General features: G+C 71.7%; 24 protein-coding genes. 13 read left to right on the forward strand and 11 right to left on the reverse strand.

Annotated elements, in window-relative coordinates; genetic code table 11:
- Positions 1 to 164 precede the first annotated feature (164 nt).
- Positions 165 to 1,130 (reverse strand): LacI family DNA-binding transcriptional regulator, encoded by a 966-nt coding sequence (locus tag ACIPVB_RS00245; protein ID WP_400365908.1) that lies wholly within the window; start codon positions 1,128 to 1,130, stop codon positions 165 to 167.
- A gap of 134 nt (positions 1,131 to 1,264) precedes the next feature.
- Here ACIPVB_RS00245 and galT point away from each other — a divergent pair, with 134 nt between their 5' ends.
- On the forward strand, positions 1,265 to 2,356 hold the full coding sequence (gene galT / locus ACIPVB_RS00250; protein WP_400368156.1) for a galactose-1-phosphate uridylyltransferase: 1,092 nt from the start codon (positions 1,265 to 1,267) through the stop codon (positions 2,354 to 2,356).
- Positions 2,353 to 3,504, forward strand: a complete 1,152-nt coding sequence (gene galK, locus ACIPVB_RS00255) for a galactokinase (protein ID WP_400365910.1) — start codon at positions 2,353 to 2,355, stop codon at positions 3,502 to 3,504. The genes galT and galK overlap by 4 nt, the downstream gene beginning before the upstream one ends.
- A 409-nt stretch (positions 3,505 to 3,913) precedes the next feature.
- Here galK and ACIPVB_RS00260 read toward each other — a convergent pair whose 3' ends face one another.
- Positions 3,914 to 4,897 carry an LLM class F420-dependent oxidoreductase gene (locus tag ACIPVB_RS00260; RefSeq protein WP_400365912.1) on the reverse strand — a complete coding sequence of 328 codons (984 nt, stop codon included), beginning with the start codon at positions 4,895 to 4,897 and terminating at the stop codon, positions 3,914 to 3,916.
- Between the two features lie 176 nt (positions 4,898 to 5,073).
- On the opposite strand from ACIPVB_RS00260, the gene ACIPVB_RS00265 reads away from it, so the two are divergent.
- A complete protein-coding gene (locus ACIPVB_RS00265; RefSeq protein WP_400365914.1) occupies positions 5,074 to 6,045 on the forward strand; it encodes a MauE/DoxX family redox-associated membrane protein in 972 nt (323 codons plus the stop codon).
- Positions 6,046 to 6,135: 90 nt separating this feature from the next.
- Here the strand turns inward: ACIPVB_RS00265 and ACIPVB_RS00270 are convergent, their stop codons facing one another.
- From ACIPVB_RS00270 to ACIPVB_RS00280, 3 genes are read right to left on the reverse strand one after another with little or no spacing between them, the layout of a single operon-like run.
- Positions 6,136 to 7,107, reverse strand: coding sequence for a DNA-methyltransferase (locus tag ACIPVB_RS00270; RefSeq protein ID WP_400365916.1), 972 nt, complete (start codon positions 7,105 to 7,107; stop codon positions 6,136 to 6,138).
- The gene (locus tag ACIPVB_RS00275; protein WP_400365918.1) at positions 7,086 to 8,135 is read right to left on the reverse strand and encodes a biotin/lipoate A/B protein ligase family protein; all 1,050 of its coding nucleotides are present in this window, start codon (positions 8,133 to 8,135) and stop codon (positions 7,086 to 7,088) included. The genes ACIPVB_RS00270 and ACIPVB_RS00275 overlap by 22 nt, the downstream gene beginning before the upstream one ends.
- 9 nt (positions 8,136 to 8,144) lie before the next feature.
- Complete coding sequence (locus ACIPVB_RS00280; protein WP_400365920.1) at positions 8,145 to 9,110, reverse strand: DMT family transporter; 966 nt, start codon at positions 9,108 to 9,110, stop codon at positions 8,145 to 8,147.
- A 72-nt stretch (positions 9,111 to 9,182) separates the two neighbouring features.
- Between ACIPVB_RS00280 and ACIPVB_RS00285 the strand changes: the two genes are divergently transcribed.
- Positions 9,183 to 10,103, forward strand: coding sequence for a LysR family transcriptional regulator (locus tag ACIPVB_RS00285; RefSeq protein WP_400365922.1), 921 nt, complete (start codon positions 9,183 to 9,185; stop codon positions 10,101 to 10,103).
- A 70-nt stretch (positions 10,104 to 10,173) separates the two neighbouring features.
- Here ACIPVB_RS00285 and ACIPVB_RS00290 read toward each other — a convergent pair whose 3' ends face one another.
- Positions 10,174 to 11,022, reverse strand: a complete 849-nt coding sequence (locus ACIPVB_RS00290; RefSeq protein ID WP_400365924.1) for an alpha/beta fold hydrolase — start codon at positions 11,020 to 11,022, stop codon at positions 10,174 to 10,176.
- A gap of 118 nt (positions 11,023 to 11,140) precedes the next feature.
- Here ACIPVB_RS00290 and ACIPVB_RS00295 point away from each other — a divergent pair, with 118 nt between their 5' ends.
- From ACIPVB_RS00295 to ACIPVB_RS00310, 4 genes are all read left to right on the forward strand, one after another.
- Positions 11,141 to 11,602 (forward strand): MarR family winged helix-turn-helix transcriptional regulator, encoded by a 462-nt coding sequence (locus tag ACIPVB_RS00295; protein WP_400365926.1) that lies wholly within the window; start codon positions 11,141 to 11,143, stop codon positions 11,600 to 11,602.
- A complete protein-coding gene (locus ACIPVB_RS00300) occupies positions 11,599 to 12,972 on the forward strand; it encodes an MFS transporter (protein WP_400365928.1) in 1,374 nt (457 codons plus the stop codon). The genes ACIPVB_RS00295 and ACIPVB_RS00300 overlap by 4 nt, the downstream gene beginning before the upstream one ends.
- Before the next feature lie 276 nt (positions 12,973 to 13,248).
- Positions 13,249 to 13,836: a hypothetical protein gene (locus ACIPVB_RS00305; RefSeq protein ID WP_400365930.1), complete on the forward strand. Its 588-nt coding sequence runs from the start codon at positions 13,249 to 13,251 to the stop codon at positions 13,834 to 13,836.
- 3 nt (positions 13,837 to 13,839) lie between these two features.
- Positions 13,840 to 14,994: a S24/S26 family peptidase gene (locus ACIPVB_RS00310; RefSeq protein ID WP_400365931.1), complete on the forward strand. Its 1,155-nt coding sequence runs from the start codon at positions 13,840 to 13,842 to the stop codon at positions 14,992 to 14,994.
- 9 nt (positions 14,995 to 15,003) lie between these two features.
- Here the strand turns inward: ACIPVB_RS00310 and ACIPVB_RS00315 are convergent, their stop codons facing one another.
- From ACIPVB_RS00315 to ACIPVB_RS00330, 4 genes are all read right to left on the reverse strand, one after another.
- Complete coding sequence (locus ACIPVB_RS00315) at positions 15,004 to 16,260, reverse strand: alpha-hydroxy-acid oxidizing protein (RefSeq protein ID WP_400365933.1); 1,257 nt, start codon at positions 16,258 to 16,260, stop codon at positions 15,004 to 15,006.
- Positions 16,261 to 16,369: 109 nt separating this feature from the next.
- Positions 16,370 to 17,215, reverse strand: coding sequence for a transglutaminase N-terminal domain-containing protein (locus ACIPVB_RS00320; protein ID WP_400365935.1), 846 nt, complete (start codon positions 17,213 to 17,215; stop codon positions 16,370 to 16,372).
- Between the two features lie 46 nt (positions 17,216 to 17,261).
- A complete protein-coding gene (locus ACIPVB_RS00325) occupies positions 17,262 to 18,194 on the reverse strand; it encodes an alpha-E domain-containing protein (RefSeq protein ID WP_400365937.1) in 933 nt (310 codons plus the stop codon).
- Positions 18,188 to 19,945, reverse strand: a complete 1,758-nt coding sequence (locus ACIPVB_RS00330; protein ID WP_400365938.1) for a circularly permuted type 2 ATP-grasp protein — start codon at positions 19,943 to 19,945, stop codon at positions 18,188 to 18,190. The genes ACIPVB_RS00325 and ACIPVB_RS00330 overlap by 7 nt, the downstream gene beginning before the upstream one ends.
- A 257-nt stretch (positions 19,946 to 20,202) precedes the next feature.
- Between ACIPVB_RS00330 and ACIPVB_RS00335 the strand changes: the two genes are divergently transcribed.
- The 4 genes from ACIPVB_RS00335 to ACIPVB_RS00350 all read left to right on the forward strand — a co-directional run bounded on the left by ACIPVB_RS00335 (position 20,203) and on the right by ACIPVB_RS00350 (position 23,259).
- Positions 20,203 to 21,027, forward strand: coding sequence for a DUF4397 domain-containing protein (locus ACIPVB_RS00335; protein WP_400365940.1), 825 nt, complete (start codon positions 20,203 to 20,205; stop codon positions 21,025 to 21,027).
- A gap of 183 nt (positions 21,028 to 21,210) precedes the next feature.
- Complete coding sequence (locus ACIPVB_RS00340; RefSeq protein ID WP_400365942.1) at positions 21,211 to 21,846, forward strand: class F sortase; 636 nt, start codon at positions 21,211 to 21,213, stop codon at positions 21,844 to 21,846.
- Positions 21,847 to 21,860: 14 nt separating this feature from the next.
- Complete coding sequence (locus tag ACIPVB_RS00345; RefSeq protein WP_400365944.1) at positions 21,861 to 22,421, forward strand: RNA polymerase sigma factor; 561 nt, start codon at positions 21,861 to 21,863, stop codon at positions 22,419 to 22,421.
- A complete protein-coding gene (locus ACIPVB_RS00350; protein ID WP_400365946.1) occupies positions 22,408 to 23,259 on the forward strand; it encodes an anti-sigma factor in 852 nt (283 codons plus the stop codon). Before ACIPVB_RS00345 ends, ACIPVB_RS00350 begins: the two co-directional genes overlap by 14 nt.
- Positions 23,260 to 23,353: 94 nt before the next feature.
- Here ACIPVB_RS00350 and ACIPVB_RS00355 read toward each other — a convergent pair whose 3' ends face one another.
- The gene (locus ACIPVB_RS00355) at positions 23,354 to 23,881 is read right to left on the reverse strand and encodes a TetR/AcrR family transcriptional regulator (protein ID WP_400365947.1); all 528 of its coding nucleotides are present in this window, start codon (positions 23,879 to 23,881) and stop codon (positions 23,354 to 23,356) included.
- Between the two features lie 104 nt (positions 23,882 to 23,985).
- Between ACIPVB_RS00355 and ACIPVB_RS00360 the strand changes: the two genes are divergently transcribed.
- Complete coding sequence (locus ACIPVB_RS00360; RefSeq protein WP_400365949.1) at positions 23,986 to 25,524, forward strand: MFS transporter; 1,539 nt, start codon at positions 23,986 to 23,988, stop codon at positions 25,522 to 25,524.
- Positions 25,525 to 25,586 lie beyond the last annotated feature (62 nt).

The following is a 25,586-nucleotide window of genomic DNA, read 5'->3' on the forward strand; positions in this document are numbered from 1 at the left end:
CAGGCGTCCCGGGCTTCGCAGGCGCCCCGCGCATCGCAGGCGCCCCGCGCATCGCAGGCGCCCCGCGCGCCGCAGGCGCCCCGCGCGCCGCAGGCGCCCCGCGCGCCGCAGGCGCCCCGCGCGCCGCAGGCGCCCCGCGCGCCGCGGGCGTCGGCGAGCGCGCGTCAGGCGCGCGCGCTGCTCGCTCGCACCACCAGCGTCGCCGGCACCGTCTCGGCGACGGGGGCGCTCCCCTCGATCGCGGCGACCAGCGCGGCGACGGCGCGACGGCCCAGGGCGTCGAAGTCCTGACGGACCGTGGTCAGCGGCGGGCGGAACTCCGCGGCATCCGCGATGTCGTCGAAGCCCACCACCGAGACGTCCTCGGGCACACGCCGACCCGCGTCGGCCAGGGCGCGCAGGGCGCCGAGCGCCATCTGATCGTTGGCGACGAAGATCGCGGTCGACTCCGTCAGGCGGGCGGTGGCCGCATGACCGGATGCCGATGTCCAATCGCCGCGGACGGGCTCGGGCGCCAGGACCCCGGCGTCGCGCAGCGCCTCGCGCCATCCGCGCTCGCGCTCGGCGGCGGCGAACGAGCCCGGCGGCCCGGCGATGTGGTGCACCACGTCATGGCCGGCGTCGAGCAGGTACCTGGTCGCCGCGGACGCGCCACCGGCGTGGTCGGTCTGCACGATCGAGAAACGCGGGTCGGGCGGGGAGTCCACGACCACGACGTGCAGATCGGCGGGGGGCTCGACGCCGCGCGCGAGATCGGTGGCCTCGTTCAGCACGACGGCACCGTCGACGCCCTGTGCCCGCAAGCGAGCGAAGGCGTCGTGGATGCCGCGCTCCCCGACCGTCACGACGGCGAGCGCGTAGTCGCGGGCCGCGGCCGCCTCGGAGATCGCCTGCAGCATGCGCGAGTTGCCGACCGAGGCGAGGGTCGACACGACCAGGCCGATCGTGGAGGTCTGGCCGGTGCGCAGGGCACGCGCGGCGCGATGCATGCGGTAGCCGAGGTCGGCCATGGCCCTCTCGACGCGGACGCGCGTGGCGGGGTCGACGCGGGGACTGCCGTTGGCGACACGCGACACGGTCTGCGCCGACACACCGGCCCGCTCGGCCACGTCGGCCATCGATACGCGCATCGCACCCCCTGGATGTTGACGATATCACGCCCGATCTGTAGCGTGTTATCGTGAACACGGACAGCCTCTCCGCGCAGCCCCTCGGCGCCGGCGTCGTCAAGCGCTCGACCCGCCTCGCCGACGGTCGCGAACTGATGTACTTCGACGACCCGGGAACCACGCTCGGGCCCGAGCGCGCCATCGATCAGCGCGCGCTGGACCCCCGACCGACGACCGCCACGATGCGTCAGGATGTGCTGACCGGCGACTGGATCACCGTGGCATCCAACCGCCAGAACCGCGCGTTCCTCCCCCCGGCGCACCTCGACCCGCTCTCGCCGCAGACGCCGACCAACCCGTCCGAGATCCCCTCGCTGTACGACGTCGCCGTGTTCGAGAACAAGTCCCCCTCGTTCGGCCCCGCCCTCGATTCGGCGACCGGCGACGCCCCCGCCGCCGTCGACCCGCCCCGCGGCGCCGACGACCTCGAGCACCTCGGTCTCGGCCGCACCCGCACCTCGGTCGGCCGGTGCGAGGTGGTGTGCTTCAGCCCCGCGCACGAGGGGTCGTTCGGTTCGCTCTCGCGCACCCGTGCCCGCACCGTGATCGAGGCGTGGGCCGACCGGACCGCGGCGTTGTCGGCTCTGCCCGGCATCCGTCAGGTCTTCCCCTTCGAGAACCGCGGGCAGGAGATCGGCGTGACGCTCCCCCACCCCCACGGCCAGATCTACGCCTACCCCTACGTCACCCCGCGCACGCATCGCCTGCTCGACACGGTCGCGCGCACCTCGAACGACCTGTTCGCGCGGATCCTCGAGTTCGAACAGGGCGGCGAGCGGGTCGTCCTGCGCGGCGAGCACTGGACCGCGTTCGTCCCCTTCGCGGCACGCTGGCCCATCGAGGTGCACGTGCTCGCGCACCGCCACGTCGCCGATCTCGCCGAGACGACGGACGCCGAGCGCGACGAGCTCGCCCCCTTCTACCTGCGGCTGCTGCGCGGCATCGACGCGCTGTACGACACCCCCACCCCGTACATCGCCGCCTGGCATCAGGCACCGGTCGGACGGGGCCGGGATGCCGTGCGCCTCAACCTGCAGATCACGTCGCCGCGCCGCGCCGCCGACAAGCTGAAGTACCTCGCCGGGTCCGAGGCCGCCATGGGCGCCTGGATCGGCGACGTGACCCCCGAATCGCAGGCCGAACGCCTGCGCGCCGCCCTCGACACCGTTCCGGAGGTGACGGCATGACCGCCGTCGACGACGCCCTCGCCCTTCTCGCCGCCCCCGCCGTGGGGGTGTGGTCGGCTCCCGGCCGCGCCAACCTCATCGGCGAGCACACCGACTACAACGAGGGCTTCGTGTTCCCCTTCGCGATCGCCCAGCGCACGGCCGCGGCGGTCGCGCTGCGTGACGACGACGTGATCCGCGTCCGGTCGACGTTCGCCGACGACGCGATCGAGGTCTCGCTCGCCGACCTCGACGCGCGCATCGCTGCCGGCGGCCTCGACTGGGCCGGATACCCCCTCGGGGTGGCGTGGGCCCTGCTGCACGAGGCTCCGGATGCCGCGCCCCGCGGCGTCGACATCGCCCTGGCATCGGAGGTCCCGGTCGGAGCCGGCCTGTCGTCGTCGGCCGCGATCGAGGGGGCCGTGGCATCCGCCCTCAACGACGTGTGGGGAGCCGGCCTCGACAAGGTGGCCCTGGCCCGCGTCGGCCGCATCGCCGAGAACGACGCCGTCGGCGCGCCGACCGGGATCATGGACCAGATGGCCTCGATGCTCGGCGTCACCGACGCGGCGACCTTCCTCGACTGCCGCACGCTCGAGACGCGACCCGTCGCGCTGGGCTTCGCCGAGGCGGGACTGGCGATCCTCGTCGTGGACACGCTCGTCGAGCACGCGCACTCCACCGGCGGATACCGCGAGCGCCGCGAGGCGTGCGAGCGGGGGGCGGCGGCGTTCGGCGTCGCGTCGCTGCGCGACCTCGCCGTCGACGACCTGCCGCGCGCCGAGGAGATCCTGGACGACGTGACCTTCCGCCGCGTCCGCCACGTGATCACCGAGAATCAGCGCGTGCTCGACACCGTCGCCGCTCTCGACGCCGACGGCCCCGCCGCGATCGGCGACCTGCTCGTCGCCTCGCACGCCTCGATGCGCGACGACTTCGAGATCTCGGTGCCCGAACTCGACCTCGCCGTCGAAACGGCGCTGTCCGCCGGGGCCGTCGGCGCACGCATGACCGGGGGCGGCTTCGGCGGAGCGGCCATCGCGCTGATCCCCGCCGAGCTCCTCTCCGCGGCGACGGATGCCGTGCACGCCGCGTTCGCGGCATCCGGGTTCCGCCGCCCGAGCATCTTCACGGTCACGCCGTCGGAGGGTGCGCGCCGCGACGCCTGACGCTGCGGCGCCCGCCGGCGGCGCGGGGGGCGTCGCGGGCCGGCGGGGCAAGGCGGCGGGGCAAGGCGGCGGGGCAAGGCGGCGGGGTAAGGCGGCGGGGTAAGGCGGCGGGGCGGCGGGGCAAGGCGGCGGCGCGCGCCGGCGGCGCGAGGCGGCGTCGCGGGCCGGCGGCGCGAGGCGGCGGGGCAAGGCGACGGCGCGGGCCGGCGTCTCGATAAACGCGATTGCTGCCGAAACACGCTGCGGCACCGCGTGTCTCGGCAGCAATAGCGTTTATCGCAGCGGCCGCCGACAGAGCCGCGGCGCAGAGCCGCAGCGCGAAGCAGCGGCCGCCGAAAGGGCCGCGGCGCAGAGCCGCAGCGCGAGGCGGCGGCCGCGCGCAGGGCCGCGGCGCGAGGCCGCGACCGCGTCAGAGGTGCGGGATCACCTCGCGCTCGAACAGCGAGATGCCCGAGGTGTCGTACGCGGCCTCGGGGAAGTAGTGGATGGCGTAACCCAGGCCGTGCTCGGCACGCTCGCGGAGGCGTTCGACGATCTGCTCCGGTGTGCCGAAGCCGTCGGAGGAGCGGTAGTCGGCCTCGATGGCATCCGCCCGCTCGTCTCCCACGTGCGGGCGCACGCGTGCGACGACGGCGTCCAGCCGGTCGGAGGCCTCGGCCTCGGTCGCGGCGACGATCGTGTTGAAGTTGGTCGAGCGGGTGATCTCCCCCGCATCGCGTCCGAGCGCTTCGCAGTGTCCGCGCAGCACCTCGGACTTGTGGTCGAACTCCTCGAGCGACCCGCCGAAGTTGGTGTACGAGGCGTACTTCGCCGCGATCTTGAGCGTGACCTTCTCGCCCCCGCCGGCGATCCAGAGCGGGATGCCGCCGGGTTGCAGGGGCCGGGGCTGCACGATCGCCCCCTCGGCCTGGTAGTACTTGCCCGCCAGGGTCGCCTCTCCGATGGTCCATGCCTGGTGCATGATCTCGACGCCCTCGCGCAGGCGACCGAGCCGCTCGGCGATCGGCGGGAAGCCGTAGCCGTAGGCGCGCCACTCGTGCTCGTACCAGCCGCCGCCGATGCCCATCTCGGCGCGGCCGCCCGAGATCGCGTCGACCGTGGCGGCGACCTTGGCGAGGTACGCCGGGTTGCGGTAGCCCATGCACGTGCACATCTGCCCGAGACGCACGCGGTCGGTGGCGGCGGCGAAGGCGGCCATGAGCGTCCACGCCTCGTGCGTGGCCTCGGCGCTGGGGACGGGGGTGGTGTGGAAGTGGTCGTAGACCCACAGCGACGCCCAGGGACCGTCGTCCGCGCTCTGCGCGAGCGAGTTCATGACGCGCCAGTGCTCGGACGGGTCGATGCCGACGAGGTCGAAGCGCCAGCCCTGCGGGACGAAGATGCCGAATTCCATGGGCTCACCCTAGGCGCGTGCGACCACCCTCGGGGCCGGCAGACCGCCTCCGCCGCGAATGCGTCGGCGATCAGGTGAAGTCGATCGCTGCGCCGGACGAAAAACGAGCGCCAGGATGCCGTCGCCCCGGCCGCGTCGTCGAGGCTGGAACAGCCGTCTCTGCGCGACACGTCATCATGATGATCCTCCTCGCCCTCCCCCTCCTTGCCGTCGTGGCTCCGTTCCTCGTGCTGAGCGGAGTCGCGAAGCTCGTCGCGCTCGACGACGCGCCGCGCACGCTCTCGGCTCTTCGGCTGCCGACGCGGGCTCCCCGGACGACGGTCGCGGCCGTGGCGCTCGTCGAGACGACGCTGGGGCTGCTGATGCTGCTCAGCGACGGACAGACACGGGTCGCGGCGACGGTGCTCACGACCCTGCTCCTGGCCGGCTTCACCGTCATCGTCGCGCGCGCCGCGACGCGAGGGTCCGTCGAGGACTGCGGGTGCCTCGGTCGCTGGGACCGCACCCCCGTGTCGGCCCTCCTGGTGCGACGCAACGCCGTGTTCACCCTCGCGGCCGTCCTGCTGGCGACCCTGTGCGCCACCGTCGTCGGCGCCCCCTCGGCGCTGGCCCTCGCCTGGTCCTCCCCCGTCCCGGTGCTCACCGCGGCGGGCGCGGGATGGGTCCTCGCCGCCGCGGGCCTCGCCGCTGCTCGGGCGAGTCGGCGCGGCGGACTGCCCTCGCCGGACGTCCTCGCCCAGCGCCCCGGGCTGATCCGCGAAGACGGCCTCGTCATCGATGTGGTCACCGAGGCGGTCCGCGGGCGCGGACAGTTCCTGCTCTTCGCGCAGCCCCATTGCGAGCGCTGCACGCGCACGACCGCCCTCCTCGACGCCCACCACGACACCCTCTCGGCATTCCTCGACGTACGCGTCGTCTACGCCGTGGGGACAGGACAGGTGTGGAACGCTCCCGCCCGCGCCTGCGACGGCCCGCGCACCGGGGCGGCCCTGGATCTGGGCGGCGCGCTCGCCCAGGCTCTCGACGTGCGCGCGGAGCGTCCCGTGGGGGTGCTGATCGCGACGAGCGGTCGCCCCGTCCTCCCCTACGCGAACGGCGAGGACGAGGTCGCCGGACTCGTCGACGCACTGGTCGCCTCGCGGGCCTGACACGAAGCGGGCGTCACGACCGCAGAGGTCCCACCCCTGCCGCCGCAGGGGCGGGACGAGGCACCGCGCGCGAGCCACGGACGCCGCGCCTCAGGCCTCGAAGGCCTCCAGACGCTTGTGCATCACCGCGACCGCATCGGCGTTGTCGTCGATGAGCACCGCGTGCCGTCCGAGCGGCGCCGCCACCGCGCCGAGCGTGCCGCTGCCGGCGAAGATGTCGAGGACGCGATCACCGGGACGACTGGACGCCTGCACCATGCGCCGCAGCACGCCCTCGGGCTTCTGCGTCGGGTACCCCGTCTTCTCGCGCCCCGTCGTCGGGACGATGGTGTGCCACCACACGTCGGTGGGCATCTTGCCGCGGGCGGCCTTCTCGGCCGTGACGAGCCCGGGAGCCATGTACGGCTCGCGGTCGACGGCATCGGAGTCGAAGAAGTACCCGGTGGGATCCTTGACGTAGACCAGGATCGTCTCGTGCTTGGTGGGCCAGCGCCGCTTGGTCTTGGCGCCGTAGTCATAGGCCCAGATCAATTCGTTCAGGAAGTGATCGCGACCGAAGAGCGCGTCGCACATGACCTTGGCGTAATGCACCTCGCGGTAGTCGAGGTGCAGGTACAGCGTGCCGTCACGGGCGAGCAGCCGCCACGCCTCGACGAGACGCGGCTCGAGGAAGCCCCAGTAGTCGTCGAAGCGATCGTCGTAGGCGCGCAGGTCGCCGCGCAGCCGCGCGTACTCGCGCCCGTGGAAGCCCCGCTGCACCACGGGCGCCGGGGGCGGTTCCTCCTCGGGGAACGTCAGCATGTTCGGATCGTCGAGGGATGCCGTGGGCTCGGGCTCGGCGGCATCCCCCTCGTCCTCCGACGGGGGCGTCCACGTCGCGGACTCGACCGCCTTGGAACGGGTGCGCCCGGTGTTGAAGGGCGGGTCGAGGTAGACGAGCGAGAACGAGCCGTCGGCGAACCGCGGGGTGATCGACAGGTTGTCGGCGTGGTGGATGTCGACGCGGCCGGGGGCGGGGGCGTCGGAGGGGACCTCGGCGCTCACGGGACGCGCTGCAGCCACGCGTCGGTGGAGAACTTCGCGGCGACGAGGGCCTCGGCCTCGGCGTACTCCTCGTCGGTGATGTGTCCCTCGGTCGCGCCGTAGAGCGTGGTGAAGGTCTGGATGAAACGCTCGATCACCTGATCGCGGGGCAGACCGGTCTGGCTGCGCAGCGGGTCGACGCGCTTGGCGGCCGAGACGGTGCCCTTGTCGCTCAGCTTCTCGCGCCCGATGCGCAGCACCTCGGTGAGCACCTGTCCGTCCATGTCGTAGCTGAGGGTCGCGTGGTGCAGCACGCCGCCGTTGGCGAGGCGCTTCTGCGCGGCGCCGCCGATCTTGCCGTGCGGCCCGGCGATGTCGTTGAGCGGCTGATAGACCGCATCGATGCCGAGCGAGCGCAGCGCCTGCAGCACCCAGTCGTCGAGGAAGGCGTAGGAATCGGCGAACGTCATCCCCGCCACGAGCGAGGCCGGGACGTAGAGCGAGTACGTCACGATCGAGTTCGCGGCCATCATCATGGCGCCCCCGCCCGAGATGCGGCGAACGATGTCGAAGCCGTGCTTCGCGGCGCCCTCGGGGTCGACCTCGTTGCGCAGCGACTGGAACGAGCCGATGACGACGGCGCTCTCGTTCCACTCCCACAGGCGCAGGGTGGGCTTGCGCTGCCCCGCCCCCACGCGCATGGTGAGCACCTCGTCGAGGGCGAGGTTCATCCGGGGCGAGACGGGGGCGTCGTGGACGACCTCCCACTCGAAGTCGGCCCATCCGGGCGCGGTCACGAGGGCGCGACGGATCGCGGTCGCCACCGACTCGGGGGTGAATCCGAGCAGCTGCGCCCCCTCGGGGAGCGCCGCGCGGATCGCCGCGGCGATCGTGGGGACGTCGGACTCCACCGGCAGACCGTTGACGGCCTGGTCGATGTCGTCGAGGGCGTCGTCGGGCTCGAGGAAGAAGTCGCCCGCGAGGTGGAAGCCGTGGATGCGGCCCTCGCGCTCCTCGAGGTCGACGACGACCAGCTTGCCGCCGGGGACCTTGTACTCGCCGTGCATGACCCCAGCCTACGGCGGCCCGGCCGCGCCGACCCTCTCGGGACCACCCGGCATACGCACGGATGCCGCGGACTCCCGCGTGTGGACCGAGAGACGGTGACGCCGCTCGATCGCCTGGCCCGCATACGACGCGGCGACGAGCAATGCGGCGCCCACCGCGCCCGCCGGGCCCAACGCCTCCCCGCCGAGCGCGACGCCCACGGCGAGCGCCCACACCGGTTCGGTGCCCATCAGGATGCTCGCCCGTGTCGCCGACGTGCGCCGCACGGCCCACAGCTGCACCACGAACGCGAAGACCGAGCACAGCACCCCGAGGAACGACACCGCCACCCATCCGGCGGGCGAGAGGCCCGCCACCGCCCGCGGCAGCTCGGCGCCGGCGATCGCCGACGACAGCGCCGCGCACACGATCATCTGCACGAGCACGACGGCCAGGGTGCTGTCGCGGCGGTTCCGGGTGAGGCGAGCGCTGGCGGTGACGTGAACGGCCCGCACGATGGCGGCGGCGACGATGAGAAGGTCGCCGAGGTTCGGGGCGCGCACTCCGCCGCCCGAGACGAGCAGGGCCACCCCGACCACCGCCGCCACGGCCGCGACGAAGTACGACCGCGGCAGCCACGACCGCGCGGCGACGCTCTCGAGTACGGGGGTGAACACGAGGGCGAGACTGATGAGAAGGCCCGCGTTCGTGGCCGAGGTCAGGTGCACGCCCGCGGTCTCGAGGCCGATCACCGCCGCCTGCGAGCAGCCGAGCACGGCGGCGATGACGAGTCCCGGACCGCGCGGCATCCGTTCTCGGCGGGCCAGGCACAGGATGCCGAGGGCGAGTGCCGCCACGACGAAGCGCAGCGCCACCCCCGAGGCGACGCCCGTCTCGGCGACCAGTTCTTTGGCGGCGAGGAAGCTGGCGCCCCACACGGCGGCGACCGCGACGAGCAGGACGTCGACGACGAGTTCGGGGACGCGGCGGGTCATGGAGCCAGGATGCGCGGCGGGCGGACGCAAGAACAACGGGCAGTTCCTTGATCGTGCCGTAAGTTCTGGCTTATGGATGTCACCCATCTGCGGACGCTCCGTGAACTGCGCGACCGCGGGAGCGTCGCCGCCGTCGCCCGCGCGCTGCAGGTCTCGGCCTCTGCGGTGTCGCAGCAACTCGCGACCCTCCAGGCCCACGTGCCCGTCCCGCTGACCGTGCGACGCGGCCGCGTGCTCGTGCTCACGCCGGCGGGAGAGGCCCTGGCCGCCGCCGGAACCCGGGTCGACGAGGCTCTGACCGCGGCCCGCGACGCCGTGGGCGCCTACCTCGACGCCGACGATCGTCCGGTGCGCGTGTCGGGCTTCCACAGCGCGGCCCTGACGCTCTTCGGTCCCCTGCTGCGCGAGACCGCGGGGTTACCGCCGCTGCACCTCGCCGACGCGGACGTCGCTCATCGCGACTTCCCGGGACTGACCGCCGACCACGATCTCGTCATCGCGCACCGGTTGGCGCACGACGAGCCCTGGCCGCGGGACCGCGTCACCGCGGTCGCACTGCTGAGCGAACCGCTCGACATCGCGCTGCCCGCCGATCACCCGCTCGCCACGCGCGCAGGGCTGCACGCCGAGGATCTCGTCGAGCAGTCGTGGGTGTCGGTGCACGAGGGCTTCCCGCTCGCCGGCGTGCTCGATCACGTCGCCGCCCACGTGGGTCGGCCGTTGCGCATCGCGCACCGCGTCAACGAGTTCTCGGTCACCGCCGAGGTGGTGCGCGCGGGTGCGGCGATCGCGGTGCTGCCGCGCACGACCGCGGGGATGCTCGCCGTCGACGGCATGGTGCTGCGTCCCCTGGTCGATCTGCCGCTCATGCGTCACGTCGACGTGCTCGCACGCCCCGACGCCCTCGCGTACGCCGCGGTCCGGCGGGTGCTGCGCGTCCTGCAGACGGTGTCGGCTCGGGCCGCGCACACGATCCACGAGGGGGCGGGGTGACCCCGACCGCTGCCCGCGCCGTCCGCACGCGGTGAGACGTCCTCGCCGCGACCGCCGAGCAGCACCCGCGTCACGCGCGTGATGCGATCCTTGCGTCCAACCACGCCCGCAGGTCGGCCCGCACCTCGGCCTGCATGCGCTCGGCGAAGATCTCGTGCCGCGCCCCGGGGTACACGAGCGTCGTGACATCGGTGAGACCGGACCGCGCACGGTAGGCGTCGGCCAGCAGATGCACGCTGCGCGGACCGCCGACGGTGTCGTCGCGGCCGACCATGAGAAGCATCGGCACGTCACGACCGAGGTCGCGGCGCGGACGACCGAACAGCTTCGCCGCCTCGATCGGTCCGAACAGCTTCATCAGCGGCTCGGAGGTCGTCAGCGGGTCGGCCACGAAATCGCGACCGACCTGCTCGTCGCTCGACAGCCATTGCATGCCCGACCCGCCCAGGTGCTTCCACGGCGCGTTCAGGTCGCCGGCGTTCAGCGCCCCGGGCCAGCGCAGGGCCGAGCCGCTCAGGACGACCGCGTCATAGGCATCCGGATGCCGATCCAGCAGCATCTGCGCGAGGAACGACCCCCACGAGTGCCCGAGCAGGACGAGCGGCAGGTCGGGATGCTCGTCGCGGATGCGTTGCGTGAGGGTCCACACCGCCTCGCGCGCGGCGCGGAGACCGCCCGGACCCAGCCGCCCGAGCCTGCGATGGTCGCCGCCGTGCTGCCGCAGGCCCGTGCGGCCATGACCGCGGTGGTCGTCGGCGTAGACGGTGAAGCCGTCCGCGACGAGGGCGTCGATCAGGGCGGTATAGCGCCCGGCGTGCTCGCCGACGCCGTGCAGCAGTTGGACGACCCCGCGCGGGGCGACCGCGTCGTGGACGTCATAGACGATGGAAATGCCGTAGGCGTCGACGAACTCGGGCATGGGGCGAGCATAGGGCGCGGCGCCCCGGGACGGGCGGCCGGTTCCCGCTACCGGGGGCCGGGGAGCGTGGCACCCATTCCCTTAGCAAGGCTAATGAGCTAGGCTCACGAACAGGAACATGAACGATCGCGTCGACGAATCCCCCCTTCCCGACCACGGTCATGACTTCAGCGCCGCGGCTTCCGAGCTGCGCATGGCCACGTTCCGCCTGGCCCGCCGCCTCCGTGCACAGCGGGCCGTCGACACCATGAGCGACGGGCAGTTCGCCGTCCTCGCGGCCCTCACGGTGCACGGCGTGCACACGCTCGGCCAGCTGGCCGACCGTGAACGCGTCACCGCCCCGTCGATGAACCGCACGGTGTCACTCCTCGAGGATGCCGGGTACGTCACCCGCATCCCCGACGAGGTCGATCGTCGGCGCGTGACGATCGACCTCACCGACTTCGGGCGCACGATCGTGGACGAGACCGTCCGCCGTCGTGACGCCTTCGTGGAGGAGGCCCTCGCCGAGCTCACCTCCGAAGAACGCGACACCCTGGCCCGGGCCGCCGTGATCATGAGGAAGGTGGCCGACAGATGAGCACGTCGATGTTCCGGTCGCTGTCGGTGTTCAACTACCGCGTCTGGTTCATCGGGGCCCTCGTCTCCAACATCGGTGCCTGGATGCAGGCCACCGCCCAGAACTGGGTGGTGCTGACGCAGCTCACCGACAACGACGCCGCCGCCATGGGCGTCACCATGGCGCTGCAATTCGCCCCGCCCCTTCTGCTGGTGGGCGTGACCGGATGGGTCGCGGATCGATTCGACCGGCGCAGGCTCATCATGTGCACGCAGGCGGCGCTGCTGGTCCTGGCGGTGACGCTCGGCATCCTGTTGCTGACCGGGGCGATGACGCTGCCGATGATGTTCGGATTCGCCCTCGCGCTCGGCGTGGTGACGGCGTTCGACAACCCCGCGCGCCAGGCCTTCGTGTCGGATCTCGTCGCGCAGGAGAACGCCTCGAACGCCGTCGCCCTCAACGCCGCATCGTTCAACACCGCTCGGCTCATCGGTCCCGCCGTGGCCGGACTCATGATCGTCGCGGTCGGCACCGGCTGGGTGTTCCTCGTGAACGCCTTCACGTTCCTGGCGATGATCACGGCCCTGCTGCTCATGCGCCCGCACGAACTCGTCGTGCACCACAAGCGCGGGGGTCCGGCCCGGCTGGCCGACGGCTTCCGCTACGTGGCCCACCGCCCCGATCTCGTGGTGATCTTCGTGATGGTGTTCCTGCTCGGCGCCTTCGGCATGAACTTCCCGATCTTCGCCTCCACCATGGCGCTGGAGTTCGGTCGCGGCGCCGACGGCTTCGGACTGCTGAGTTCGTTCGTCGCGATCGGCTCGCTCGCCGGCGCCCTTCTGGCCGCGCGCCGCGATCGCGCCCGGATGCGCGTGGTGGTGCTGGGCGCGGGCGGCTTCGCCGTGGCATCCACCCTGTCGGTGTTCGCCCCCAGCTACGCCGCCTACGCCGCCACCCTCGTGCTGACCGGCTTCGCCGTCGTGACGACGCTCACCACCGCGAACGGGTACGTGCAGACCACGACCGATCCGTCGCTGCGCGGACGCGTGCTGGCGCTGTACATGGCGATCCTGCTGGGCGGGACACCGGTGGGCGCGCCGATCGTCGGCGCGGTCGCCGCGCAGTTCGGCCCGCGGACGGCGATCGCCCTGGCGGCCGCGGTGGCGTTGATCTCGTGCGGCATCGGTGTGGCCTGGACGCTCGCCTCGGGCAGAGTGCACCGCCACGAGACCAAGCGGTTCCGTCTGACGGTCGACGAGACGCGGCCGATCGCGACCGTGACGCCCGAGCCCGAGGACTTCAGCGACGAGATCGCGGGGACGACGCCCATTCCCCTGCCGCCGGGTGAGCGTGCTCCGCGGGCCACGCCGCGGCCCCGACACGGGGCCTGACCCCCCCGGCCGCCGGTGCACGGGCGGACGGGTCCAAGGCGGCGGCGGCGTTCAGCACGCGCGGTCCGGCCTCGACGCTCACCGTGGGTGCGGGCGCTCGGCGCCGCGAGGGCAGCCCGAGGCCACGCACCGCTCCCGACCTGCGGGGGTGCATTCGCACGCATGGATGCCACGCCCCGGCCGGCGTGTCAACCCTCGGGCGTGTCGCGCGCCGCCTCGGGCGTTTCCCTACGGTGCCAATGTTCCTTTCGCACCGATCTTGTGGGGAGATCCATCATGCCGAAGTTCACTCGCCGTTCGTCTCGCATCGCCACCGCGATCGCCCTTCCCGCGGCCGTCGTCGCGGCGGGCCTCATCGTGTCGACCAGTTCCTACGCGGCGTTCTCGAGCACGACCTCGAACGAGGGCAACACCTGGACCGCGGGCAGCGTCCAGCTCGGCGACGACGACGCCGAGCGCGCGCTGTTCTCGGTGCCCGACGCCAAGCCCGGCGACGGCGGCTCGAACTGCATCGCCGTCACGTCGACGGGCTCGCTGGCCTCGGAGGTCCGGCTCTACGCCGCCCCGGGGGGTGCGGACGGGTTGTCCGAGCACCTCTCGCTGATCGTCGAGCAGGGCACGGGCGGCGGGTACGGCACGTGCGACGGCTTCACCGCGCAGACCATGGTGTTCGACGGACGGCTGTCGGCGTTCACCTCCGCCCACTCGTCGTTCGCGGACGGCGCCGCGACCTGGAGCCCCTCCGGCTCCGGGTCGGAGACGCGCACCTTCCGCATCACGTGGCAGCTCGCCGACGACGCCCCCAACAGCGCACAGGGCGCGACTGCGGCGACCTCGTTCGTCTGGGAAGCACAGAACAGCTGAGCCGTGCCCTCCGCTCGCTTCCTGCTCGTCGCGGGGGTGGCGACGGCGCGGGCGGTCGTGGCGCTGACGCTGGCGCTGTTGTGCTGGGCGGCGGCTCCGGCCGTGCTGGGGTGGTCCCCGACCACCGTGATGACGGCGTCGATGACGCCGTCGATCGACGTGGGAGACGTCGTGGTGGCGCGGCCCGTCCCGCACGAGGACCTCGTGCCGGGACGGGTCGTGCTGGCCGACGATCCCGACCGGCCCGACCGTCTGCGCCTGCACCGCGTCGCCGAGCTGCGCCCCGACGGGGCGCTGATCACCAAGGGTGATGCGAACCCCCGTGCCGACAGCTCGGCGCTGCGCCCCGACGCGGTCCGGGGCGTGGGGGTGCTCTGCGTGCCGTGGGTGGGTCTTCCGATCGTCTGGCTGCGCTCGGGAGCCCTGGTCCCCCTCGCGCTGACCGTCGCGCTCTTCGCGGCGTGCGTCGTCCTCGCGCTCCGCCGCGGGGACGACGACGTCGCCGACGACGAGGACGGGGATGCCGGGTCCCCGGCGGCCGGCGGACCGGTGCGCGCCCGCTCTTCGCGACGGCGGGCCCCGCGCGCGTCCGTCGACCCGATGGACGGGGCTCGCCCGCTGACACGACGGGCGCTGCGTGAGCCGGCACCCGCCGTCGCCCCGATCGACGATGCTCCCCCGCTGACGCGCCGGGCCCTGCGGGTGCAGAGGAGATCGGCATCCCCCCGCTCGCGCGCACTGCGCACCAGTGCCGTCGTCGTCGCGGTCGCGGCCCTCGGGGCCCTGGTGATCTCCACTCCCGCGGCGGCGGGCTTCCATGACGAAGCCGCCGCCTCGGCCCTCGTCACCGCCGGACGCGTCACAGCGCCGCAGGACCTCCGCTGCGAGGACGGCCTGTTCTCGAGCGCCGTGCTCTCGTGGACCTACGACGGGTGGGAACCCCGCGGCTTCGACCTGCTCGCCGACGGGCGGGTGGTCGTCAGCGACATCGAGCCGGGTCAGCGCTCGATCCGCATCCCGTACGGAGCCTGGCCGATCCTGTCGACCTCCTCGGTCACGCTCCGAACGAACGTCGGGCGCACCTGGTCGGCCGAGTCGACGGCATCCGTCTCCATCGGTGGAGCCCTCCTGGGCTTCGGCCGACCGTACTGCCGCTGACGCGACGCGTCACGCCCGCGCGTCGACCCCCCGCTCGCCCACCGGCACCAGGCGGGTGAGCTGCGTGACGTGGCGCGGCTCGAGCTCGTCGAGCGACGACACCCCCAGCAGCGTCATCGTGCGCTCGATCTCGCTGCGCAGGATCGCGATGGTGCGGTCGACGCCCTGGCGCCCGCCGGCCATGAGGCCGTACAGATAAGCCCGGCCGATCAGGGTGAATTTCGCGCCCAGGGCGATGGATGCCACGATGTCGGCGCCGTTCATGATGCCGGTGTCGACCATGACGGTGGCGTCCGCGCCGACCTCGCGCACGACTTTCGGCAGCAGGTGGAAGGGGATGGGGGCGCGGTCGAGCTGACGACCGCCGTGATTTGAGAGCACGATGCCGTCGACGCCGCGATCGATGAGGCGCACGGCATCCTGGACGTTCTGCACACCCTTGACGACGATCCTGCCCGGCCACATGTCGCGGATGACGTCGAGGTCGTCGTAGCTGATCGTGGGGTCCATCGCGGCGTTGAGCAGCTCGCCGACGGTGCCGCCCGTGGTGCTGAGCGAGGCGAACTCGAGCTTCGGGGTGGTGAGGAAGTCGATCCACCACCACGGACGCGGGATCGCGTCGACGATGGTGCCGACGGTCAGCTGCGGCGGGATCGAGAAGCCGTTGCGCTTGTCGCGCAGGCGGGCGCCCGCGATGGGGGTGTCGACGGTGAAGTGCAGCGTGTCGAACCCGGCCTTCGCGGCCCGCTCGACGAGACCGTACGAGATGTCGCGGTCCTTCATCACGTAGAGCTGGAACCAGTTGCGACCGACCGGGTTGGCGGCTTTCACACCCTCGATCGACGTCGTCCCGAGGGTCGACAGGGTGAACGGGATGCCGGCGGCGGCCGCCGCGGATGCCCCGGCCGTCTCGCCCTCGGTCTGCATCAGCCGCGTGAAACCGGTGGGGGCGATGCCGAAGGGAAGGGCAGAGGGCCCGCCCAGGATCTGGCAGGAGGTGTCGACGTCGGCGGCCGGACGCAGGATATCGGGATGGAACTCGACGTCCTCGAACGCCCGGCGGGCGCGGTCGAGCGAGATCTCGCCCTCGGCGGCGCCGTCGGTGTAGTCGAAAGCCGCCTTCGGCGTGCGGCGCTGGGCGATGGTGCGCAGGTCCGCGATCGTGAGCGCCGCGTCCAGGCGGCGCCTGCGCGCGTCGAGCTCGGGCTTCTTGAACTGCATGAGCTCGAGGAGCTCGCCGACTCTGGGGAGCTGTCGCTGCACCATGGAGGTCTCTCTTTCGCGTGGTCTGACCACAGACTACGACCGCGGCGAGGCGAGAGCCACCCGCGCGAGACCGACCAGCCGAGCGCTCGACAGGTGCGGGGCTCGACTCTCACGTCTCGCGCGTGATCGTCACCTTGACCTTGAGATTGCTCTTGCCCGGCCCCGCGTACACGCCGCGCAGCGGCGGCACGTCGTTGTAGTCGCGACCGCGGCCGACGAGCACGTGACGGTCGCCGATCTCGATGTTGTTGGTGGGGTCGAAGCCCTGCCAGTCCCCGGCGAACCACTCCACCCACGCGTGCGATTCCCCCGTCACCGCCTCGCCCACCTCGGCGGAGGGCTTGGGATGCAGGTAGCCCGACACGTAGCGGGCGGGGATGCCGACCTCGCGCAGCGCCCCGATCGCGATGTGCGCGATGTCCTGGCAGACGCCCTTGCGCGCCTCCCACGCGTCGATGGCGGTCGAGGTCACGCCCGTGACGCCCTGCATGTACTCGATCGCATCGCCGATCGCTTCGGCGATCGCGTGCGCGGCGGGGCCGGGCCGATCGTGCCGGGCCGCGATCGAGCGGGCGAGCTCGGCCACCTCGGCGTGCGGCGTCGTGCGGCGGGTCTGCGTCAGCTGCTCCACCGTCGAGATCGATCGTTCCGCCTCGGCGGCGAGCTGCTCCCAGGTGATGTCGGCGTGCTCGATGGGACGCGGGCGCACTTCGATCAGCGAGCGCGCCGTGATCGTCAGCGACGAGTGCGGCGACAGCACGTCGAACGCGGCGACGCGGGTGCCGAAGTAGTCCACGTACTGATTGACCGAGGTCGAGGGCTCGATGTCGAGCGAAGAGCTCAGCACGAACTGGCTGTCGGTGGAGTGCGGCAGCATGCGCGCCTCGTTGTACGACGCGACGACGTCGCCCGGGTACACGAATCCGGTCTGGTGCTCGATGCGCAGTCGCTTCATCGCCGACCTCCCCGGCTCTGATCGCGGACCGAGGTCACGGCATCCTTCATGAGATCTCTCCGATCCACGACGGTTCGGCCTGCGTCGGGAAGAAGCGCGAACGGATCGCCTCCGACGCCTCGCGCGTCACCGTCTGCACGCGCTGCATGTGCTCGGGCAGCTCGGCGAGGATGTCGCTGACCGGACGGTACTCCAGGTCGTTGCGGATCTGCCCGAGCGCACGCAGCACGGTGTTGGAGTGGCCCACGCGATCCGCGCGGGGGTCGATCGCGCTCATGCAGTCCTCGGCGCGCTGGATCGAGTAGATGATCGAGCGCGGGAACAGGCGGTCCAGCAGCAGGAACTCCGCCGCATTGCGGGCGCTCGGCATGCCGCGGTACGTGCGGAGGTACGCCTCGTAGGCACCGCACGAGCGCAGGATCGTGGTCCAGGACGGACCCGAGACCTCGGTCAGCGAACGGGTGGCGAGCAGCCGCGCGGTCATGTCGGTGCGTTCGATGCTGCGCCCGAGGGTGAAGAACTGCCAGGCCTCGTCGCGGTTCGTCGACGAGTCGACGATGCCGATCGCGAGGGCGGCGCGCTCGCGCACCCACTGGAAGAACTCGTGCACCTTGTCGGTCTGCAGACGTCGCGGCATGCGCGAGTTGGTGGTGTTGAGGATCTCCCACAGCTCGGTCGAGACGATCTCGCGCGCGCGGCGGGCGTTCTCGCGCGCCGCCGTGAGCGAGTAGGCGATGCTCGACGGGTTCATGCGGTCCACGGCCAGGCGGGCGAGGACGTCGTCTCGGCGCACCGTGTCGACGTTCACGGGCCAGGCCGAACCCATCACGCTCAACAGCGAGCGGCACGCGGTGTCCTCGTCGATCCACGGGTCCTCCAGCAGCAGCTGGAGATGCACGTCGAGGATGCGGGCGGTTCCGTCGCTGCGCTCGATGTAGCGCCCGATCCAGAACAACGATTCCGCGATGCGGCTCAGCATGAGCCGACCTCCGGGGTCTCTGCGCCCGCCGAAGGGTCGGGAACCTCGTCGCACGCCTGCTGCTGCTGCTCGGCCTGCGGGCCGTGCTGCACGGCGGCATCCTGTTGCTGCTGCTCCTGCTGCTCCTTGCCGCCCGGGCGGGGGTCGCGCGGCGAGGTGGAGGGGGCGGGCTGCCCGTCGTAGATGATCGGGATCGCCTCGGTCACGGCCGCCTGATCGGCGACCAGCCCCGAGACCCCGTTGCCCTGGCCGTACTCGACGTGCGAGGGGGCCGAGCCGCCGACGACCCACGTGTCCTTCGACCCGCCGCCCTGGCTCGAGTTGACCACGAGCTGCCCCTCGGGCAGGGCCACGCGCGTGAGCCCGCCGGGGAGCACCCAGATGTCGTCGCCGTCGTTGACGGCGAAGGGCCGCAGGTCGGCGTGACGCGGACGCATGCCGTCTTCGACGAGCGTCGGAATGGTCGAGAGCATGACCACGGGCTGGGCGATCCAGCCGCGCGGGTCGGCCTTCAGCCGTGTGCGCAGCGCATCGAGCTCGGCGGGCGAGGCGTCGGGACCCACCACGAGCCCCTTCCCGCCGGAGCCGTCGACCGGCTTGACCACGAGCTCGGGCAGGCGGTCCAGGACCTCTTCGAGGGCGCCCGGGTCTTCGAGGCGCCAGGTGTCGACGTTCTTCAGGATCGGCTCTTCGGCGAGGTAGTAGCGGATGAGCTCGGGCACGTAGGTGTAGAGCAGCTTGTCGTCGGCGACGCCGTTGCCGACCGCGTTGGCGATCGTGACGTTGCCCAGGCGCGCAGCCAGCATCAGCCCGGGCGCACCCAGCATCGAGTCGGCCCGGAACTGCAGCGGGTCGAGGAAGTCGTCGTCGACGCGGCGGTAGATGACGTCGACGCGCTGGGGGCCCCGGGTGGTGCGCATGAACACCTTGCCCCCGATGCAGAGCAGATCACGGCCCTCGACGAGCTCCACGCCCATCAGGCGCGCGAGCAGCGTGTGCTCGAAGTACGCCGAGTTGTACACACCCGGGGTGAGCACGACGATGTTCGGATCGTCGATCCCGGGCGGCGCCGAGGCGCGCAGGGCCGCGAGGAGCTTGTTCGGGTAGTCGCCGACCGGGCGCACCCGCATCGAGACGAAGAGTTCGGGCAGCGTCTGGGCCATGACGCGGCGGTTGGAGATGACGTAGGACACCCCCGAGGGCACGCGCACGTTGTCTTCGAGCACGCGCATCTCGCCGTGCTCGTCGCGGATGAGGTCGATGCCTGACACCTGGATGCGCACGCCGTTGGCACTGCGGATGCCGGCGGCCTGGCGATAGAAATACTGCGACGACGAGATGAGACCGGCGGGCAGGATGCCGTCGCGCACGCAGTGCTGATTGCCGTACGCATCGTCGAGGAACGCCTCGAGCGCCCGGACGCGCTGTTTGACCCCCGCCTCGATGCGCGACCACTCGTCGTACGCGATGACCCGGGGCACGGCATCCAGGGGGAAAGGACGCTCCTCCCCCGCGAAGTCGAACGTCACCCCCTGCGCCAGGTACGAACTCGCGAGCGACTCGGTGCGGCCGCGCAGCTCCTCCTGGGTCATCTGCGCGAGCGTCTGGTACAGCTCCCGGTACGCCTGGCGAGAGGGGGCGGTGTCTCCGGGGAGGGCCGGGACGCCGAACATCTCGTCGTACGCCGGGATGCCGGAAGCGGTCTTGCGCGGCGCCAGCGTGGAGCCGTAACCGTCGAACAGGTCACCCATGCGTCGACTCTACTCAGCGCGGTGTTGCCGACACGTTTCCCACCCGCGCTCGTGCACGGCCCCACCCGTGTGACTCGCCAGGATCTGTCGCTCCACCGCCCGCGGCGGCGACAGATCCTGACGACTCACGCGGGTGGAGCGCGGCCTCTGGCGTCGGAGGGGATCAGAAAAGATGCGCGACCTGCATCCAGGCGCGGCCCGGGGACGGAACAACACATACAACCGGGCGGACAGCCGCCCTCGCCAAGGAGGAAATCGTGCGCAAGACTCTCACCGCCGGCCTCACCGCCGGTCTCGTTCTGGCTGCCGGCGTCGCCCTGCCCGCCCAGGCCATCTCATCGTCCACGGCGGACCTGTCGGTCCTCCACGCCATCCCCGACCTGACGGTGGACGTCTACGTCGACGGCGCCCTCACCCTCGACGACTTCACTCCCGGGACCCTGGCCGGACCGCTGGACGTGCCCGCCGGGGACCACGTCGTCGCCATCACCGCCGCGGACGCCGCCGACGCCAGCGACCCCGTGCTGGGACCGGTCACCCTGACCCTGGCGGCCAACACCAGCTACACCGCGGTGGCCAACCTCGACGCATCGGGGACGCCCGCCCTCAACAGCTTCACGAACGACATCAGCGCGACGAAGGCCGGTGAAGGCCGTCTGACCGTCCGCCACACCGCCGCCGCGCCGGCCGTCGACGTCCTCGCCGGTGGATCGGCCGTGGTGAGCGGCCTCGAGAACCCCGACGAGGCCACGCTCGACCTGCCCGCGGGGACGGTGTCCGCCGCGGTCGCCCTCGCGGGGACCACCGACCCGGTGATCGGCCCGGCCGACGTGACCGTCAAAGACGGCACGCTGACGGTCGTGTACGCCTGGGGCAGCGCCGAGGACGGCAACCTCGCCCTCGCCGTGCAGGAAGTGCCCACCGCGCACACCAACCCGGGCGGCGTGCCGTCGGGAACCGCGGGCTACGCCGCGCAGCGGGACGCCGCCACCCAAACCCTCTGGGTCACGGGCGCCGCGCTCCTGCTCGCGACCGGAGTCACCGCGACCGTGCTGGTGCGCCGGCGCCGCGTCGAGTCCTGAGCGCGGAAGTCGCGGGTCACGTCTCCCCCGGCGTGACCCGCGATGGTGCCGGTCCGCCGGCGCCGCGTCGCCTCCCGAGCGGCGAGGTCGCGGGTCGCGTCTCCCCCGGCGTGACCCGCGGCCACTCTCTTCGAACCCTGTCTCGCGCCTGCGGTGCGGGACGCCTCTGACGAAACGAGCAGTGTGAAACGTCTGGTCCCCCTCGTCCTGGCCGCACTGGTGCTGGCGGGCTGCGCGTCGCCGGCTCCCTCGGCGACACCGCCGTCACCCGTCGCCTCCGCGTCGGAGCCGTCACCCTCCGCGACACCCCTGCCCGCCGCGGCCGCCGCCGTTCCGCGGGCGCCGGCGACACCCGCCCCTGCGCCGGTGTCGGACCCGCCCGCCGCGGTCGCGATCGACGCGCTGGGGATCGACGTGCCCATCGTCTCGGTCGGGGTGGACGGGACCGGGTTCATGGAGATCCCCGAGGACCCCGCCGTCGGCGGGTGGTACCGGTTCGGTCCCGAACCGCGCACCGGAGAGGGCAACACGGTCATCGCGGCTCACATCGACTCCCCCGACTACCCGATCGGGCCGTTCGCGTCGCTGCGCGATGCACCCGCCGGCGCCGAAGTGCGGGTGACCTCGGCCGCCGGAGTCGAGTCGCGGTGGTCGGTGCAGACCGTGACGTACTACGCCAAGACGGATCTCGACACCGACGCCCTCTTCGCACGGACGGGACCGGCCACCCTCGTGCTGGTCACCTGCGGCGGCGAATTCGACCCGTCGACCGGCCATTACCGCGATAACGTCGTGCTGGTCGCGACGCCGATGCCGTGACCGGAGGATTCACGATGGATCTCGACGCCGTGAGGGCGGAAGGCGCCCTCGATTCGCGATTCCGCGCGGGCGATGAACGCGCCCTGGCCGAGGTGTATCAACGCTGGTCGCCCGTCGTCTACACCTTCGCGCTTCGCTCTTTGGGCGACCGCGGCGACGCCGAAGACGCCACGCAGAAGACCTTCGTCTCGGCGTGGACGTCCCGTTCGTCGTTCGACCCCGCGAAGGCGCAGTTGTCCACGTGGTTGATCAGCATCGCCAAGAGACGCATCGCCGACACCCACGAGGCGCGAGCACGCATCAAGGCGCTGCACGAGCAGCTGCGGCGCCTCGCCCCCGTGGACGAGGTCCGCGAGCCCGACGTCGATCTGGGTGAGACGATCCTGGTGGCGGGCGAACTCGAACGCCTCGAACCCGACGCACGTCGCGTCATGCACCTCGCCTTCTTCGACGACCTCACGCATCAGGAGATCTCCGATCGTCTGCAGATGCCGCTGGGAACGGTGAAGAGCCATATCCGCCGGAGCCTGCTCCGCATGAAGACCCGCCTGGAGGTGAGCCATGTCGCATCCTGACTCCGAGATCCTCGCCCTGATGGCGATGGGCGAGTCCGTCGCCTCGCCCGAGGACCGCGCGCACGTCGAGGGATGCCCCGGATGCCTCGAGGAACTCGCGTCGCTGACGCACGCCGTGGCCGTGGGACGGGCGAGCATCGACGTGGGCGACCTCGAACGCCCGCATGCGCGCGTGTGGTCCCGCATCGCCGACGAACTGGAGCTGAGCGAGGGGGCACGCGGATACGCGGCGTCCCCGACGCGGGGTGAAGCGACCGCCCCGCCCCACCCCGTCGACGAGCCGGACGTGCCCGGAGGGCCGGTCGTGCCCGTCGCCGCCCGTCGCTCGCGCCCGGACGAGCCCGGAGGGCCGGTCGCACCCGTCGCCTCCCGGCGGTCGCGCCGACGCCCCGGGCGCCCCCTGTTCCGCGGGGGGTGGGTGCTGGCCGCCGCTCTCGCGCTCGTCGTCGGGGTGGGCCTGGCGACGTGGACCATCTCGCGTGCAGCGGCACCGACGACCGTGGCCGTGGCCGAGGCCGCGCTCGACGCCCTGCCCGACCACCCCGGCGCGCGCGGAACGGCCGAGGTCGACCGCGGGGACGACGGGGCGGAGACGATCACGGTGACGCTGGCCGCCCCCTCCACCCCCACCGGGTATCACGAGGTCTGGCTCATCACCGCCGATGCCACGCGCCTGGTCAGCCTCGGCATCCTCGACGGCGACGCGGGGACCTTCCCGATCCCTGCCGGCGTGGACCTCGGCCGGTACTCGCTGGTGGACATCTCGGACGAGCCCGTCAACGGCGACCCCACCCATTCCGGAGACTCGATCGTGCGCGGACAGCTGACCTTCAGCTGACCCCGCCGCGAAGAGAATGGCGACGCTACCGGGGTTCAATGGAGCTGGACGCGGGCAGGCTCACCCGCGTCCCTGACCGACAGTCGCGGGGCGGTCATCGGCTGATCATCTCGAGCATGGCCGCCACAAGCTCGCCCCGTTCACGTGCATCGATACGGCCGTCGAGTGCATCCTGCAAGGCGAGGCCATCTGCAGCCAGCAGCGCAACCCGTTGAGAGACGCTGAGGACCCGTTCTCCTTCGCCGGTCCATCGGCGGTAGAACTCGTCCTTGCGCTGCGCGGCCGCGTTCGTCGACGCCCCTTCCAAGGCGAGCACCAGATCCGCTTTCGTGACCTCGGCTGCCGCGGAGCTTCGAATGAACGCAGACAACCGTTCGTCCGGCGTCGCCTCGGCCCATGTCTTGCCGAGCGCGTCCTCGGCAGCCACTTCGGCTTGACGCCACGACTGTTCCAGGATCGCGTCGAGAAGATCCTCCTTGGAGGCGAAATGGTACTGCAGGCCCCCTTTCGTCACACCTGCCGCGCGCGCGACGGCTTCCAGCGTGATACCGGCCACCCCCTGCGTCTCGACGAGACCGACCGCCGCAGCGAGGATTCTCGGCTTACTGCTGTCTCGGCCCATATCAGTCCCCTCAGCCTCATTGTTCTCGGTTCAAACTATACCGTCCGGCAGGTATAGTTTGGCTCAGCACCTCGCGAAGGTGACCTGATCGAAAGCGCAGAACCATGCCTTTGACCACATCCTCGATACCCACAACCCGGGCGGGCACACGCGAATGGCTCGCACTCGTCGTCCTGACCTTCGCCGTCGTCATTCTCGCGATCGATGGCACCGTGCTCGCGCTGGCGGTTCCTGCCCTCGTCGCAGACTTGGGGGCTACCACCACCCAGATCCTCTGGATCGGTGACATCTACTCCTTCATGCTGGCGGGGCTCCTCATCACCGCAGGTAATCTCGCCGACCGCATCGGGCGGAAACGGCTTCTCCTCATCGGTGCGGCCGGCTTCGGCGTCGCTTCAGCCATCGCGGCGTTCTCGACCACTGCCGACACGCTGATCATCGCTCGCGCTCTGCTCGGCGTCAGCGGCGCTGCCGTCATGCCGTCCACTCTTTCGCTCATCCGCGCCATGTTCCAGGATGTCGCACAGCGCACTCGCGCCATCGCCGTCTGGTCAGCGGGCACGGTCGGCGGCGCTGCCGCGGGGCCTCTCGTCGGTGGCGCGCTCCTCGAGAACCTTCACTGGGGCGCGGTGTTCCTCATCAACATCCCCGTCGTCATCGTGGTCGTCCTCGCCGGGGCCTTCCTCATCCCCGAATCCAAGAACCCCGTCACACCGCGCGTCGACCTTCTCTCCGCGTTCCTCTCGATCCTGACGATCGTTCCTCTGGTGTTCGCCGTCAAGCGCAGCTTCAGCTACGGCATCGACGGCTGGATCGCTGCCACCGCCGTCCTGGGAATCGTCTCCGGCGTGGTGTTCGTCCTTCGCCAGCGTCGTCTCGAGACGCCCTTGATCGATGTCCGCCTCTTCCGTATCCCCGCCTTCTCGGGGGCGGTGGCCGCCATCACCTTGACGATCTTCGCATTCACGGGGTTGCTGTACTTCTTCTCGCAGTACTTGCAACTGGTGCGCGGCCTCGGTCCGTTCCTCGCCGGTGTCGCGGAGCTGCCGATGACGGTGGCGTCGATGCTGGTCGTCGTCGTGGTGGGTCTTCTTGTCGGGCGGCTGGGCCGGGGGCGCGCAATCTCATCCGGCCTCACCATCGCGGCGATCGGTCTGGCCGCACTTGCGGTGGCCGAGGGGCTCGAAGGCTACGTGTTGATCGGCGTGGCACTGGCGCTGGTGGGCCTCGGCGCGGGAATCGCCATGACACTGGGTACGGACGCGGTGGTCTCGGTCGTGCCCACATCGCGTGCGGGAGCCGCTGCCTCCGTGTCCGAAACCGCATACGAGTTGGGGATCGCTCTCGGCATCGCCGTGCTCGGCTCCCTCCAAGTCGCCATCTACCGCGGTGCCCTGACGCTCCCTCCGGAACTCGACGGTCAGACGGCCGCCACCGTACGGGATTCGCTTGCGGGCGCCCGAGAAGCACTCGATCAGAACGTCCCGCTTCACGCCGACGTTTTCGCGCACGCGCAGCACGCCTTCACAACGGGCGTGCAGACGGCCTCGTTCATCGCCGCGGCACTCCTCGTGGTTGCAGCAATCGTCGCTTGGCGCGTGATCCCCTCGGACAAGACTGACGTCGCCGTTGCCGCGCACTGACTGATTGCATCCCGAATCGCAGGGCGGTCCGAACCACCGCCTCGGACCGCCCTGCACAGAGA

This window comes from Microbacterium sp. NPDC090007 (assembly GCF_044748345.1).
Lineage (GTDB): Bacteria > Actinomycetota > Actinomycetes > Actinomycetales > Microbacteriaceae > Microbacterium.

Excerpts from the sequence above, each read along its gene's own strand:
- ACIPVB_RS00295 (WP_400365926.1), top strand. The coding sequence starts at position 11,141 with ATGAACGATCGCGTCGACGAATCCCCCCTTCCCGACCACGGTCATGAC.
- ACIPVB_RS00305 (WP_400365930.1), top strand. The coding sequence starts at position 13,249 with ATGCCGAAGTTCACTCGCCGTTCGTCTCGCATCGCCACCGCGATCGCC.
- ACIPVB_RS00275 (WP_400365918.1), bottom strand. The coding sequence starts at position 8,135 with ATGCACGGCGAGTACAAGGTCCCCGGCGGCAAGCTGGTCGTCGTCGAC.
- ACIPVB_RS00280 (WP_400365920.1), bottom strand. The coding sequence starts at position 9,110 with ATGACCCGCCGCGTCCCCGAACTCGTCGTCGACGTCCTGCTCGTCGCG.
- galK (WP_400365910.1), top strand. The coding sequence starts at position 2,353 with ATGACCGCCGTCGACGACGCCCTCGCCCTTCTCGCCGCCCCCGCCGTG.
- ACIPVB_RS00345 (WP_400365944.1), top strand. The coding sequence starts at position 21,861 with ATGGATCTCGACGCCGTGAGGGCGGAAGGCGCCCTCGATTCGCGATTC.
- ACIPVB_RS00285 (WP_400365922.1), top strand. The coding sequence starts at position 9,183 with ATGGATGTCACCCATCTGCGGACGCTCCGTGAACTGCGCGACCGCGGG.
- ACIPVB_RS00300 (WP_400365928.1), top strand. The coding sequence starts at position 11,599 with ATGAGCACGTCGATGTTCCGGTCGCTGTCGGTGTTCAACTACCGCGTC.
- ACIPVB_RS00315 (WP_400365933.1), bottom strand. The coding sequence starts at position 16,260 with ATGGTGCAGCGACAGCTCCCCAGAGTCGGCGAGCTCCTCGAGCTCATG.
- ACIPVB_RS00320 (WP_400365935.1), bottom strand. The coding sequence starts at position 17,215 with ATGAAGCGACTGCGCATCGAGCACCAGACCGGATTCGTGTACCCGGGC.
- ACIPVB_RS00360 (WP_400365949.1), top strand. The coding sequence starts at position 23,986 with ATGCCTTTGACCACATCCTCGATACCCACAACCCGGGCGGGCACACGC.
- ACIPVB_RS00355 (WP_400365947.1), bottom strand. The coding sequence starts at position 23,881 with ATGGGCCGAGACAGCAGTAAGCCGAGAATCCTCGCTGCGGCGGTCGGT.
- ACIPVB_RS00260 (WP_400365912.1), bottom strand. The coding sequence starts at position 4,897 with ATGGAATTCGGCATCTTCGTCCCGCAGGGCTGGCGCTTCGACCTCGTC.
- galT (WP_400368156.1), top strand. The coding sequence starts at position 1,265 with ATGTACTTCGACGACCCGGGAACCACGCTCGGGCCCGAGCGCGCCATC.
- ACIPVB_RS00350 (WP_400365946.1), top strand. The coding sequence starts at position 22,408 with ATGTCGCATCCTGACTCCGAGATCCTCGCCCTGATGGCGATGGGCGAG.
- ACIPVB_RS00265 (WP_400365914.1), top strand. The coding sequence starts at position 5,074 with ATGATGATCCTCCTCGCCCTCCCCCTCCTTGCCGTCGTGGCTCCGTTC.
- ACIPVB_RS00245 (WP_400365908.1), bottom strand. The coding sequence starts at position 1,130 with ATGCGCGTATCGATGGCCGACGTGGCCGAGCGGGCCGGTGTGTCGGCG.
- ACIPVB_RS00290 (WP_400365924.1), bottom strand. The coding sequence starts at position 11,022 with ATGCCCGAGTTCGTCGACGCCTACGGCATTTCCATCGTCTATGACGTC.
- ACIPVB_RS00325 (WP_400365937.1), bottom strand. The coding sequence starts at position 18,194 with ATGCTGAGCCGCATCGCGGAATCGTTGTTCTGGATCGGGCGCTACATC.
- ACIPVB_RS00330 (WP_400365938.1), bottom strand. The coding sequence starts at position 19,945 with ATGGGTGACCTGTTCGACGGTTACGGCTCCACGCTGGCGCCGCGCAAG.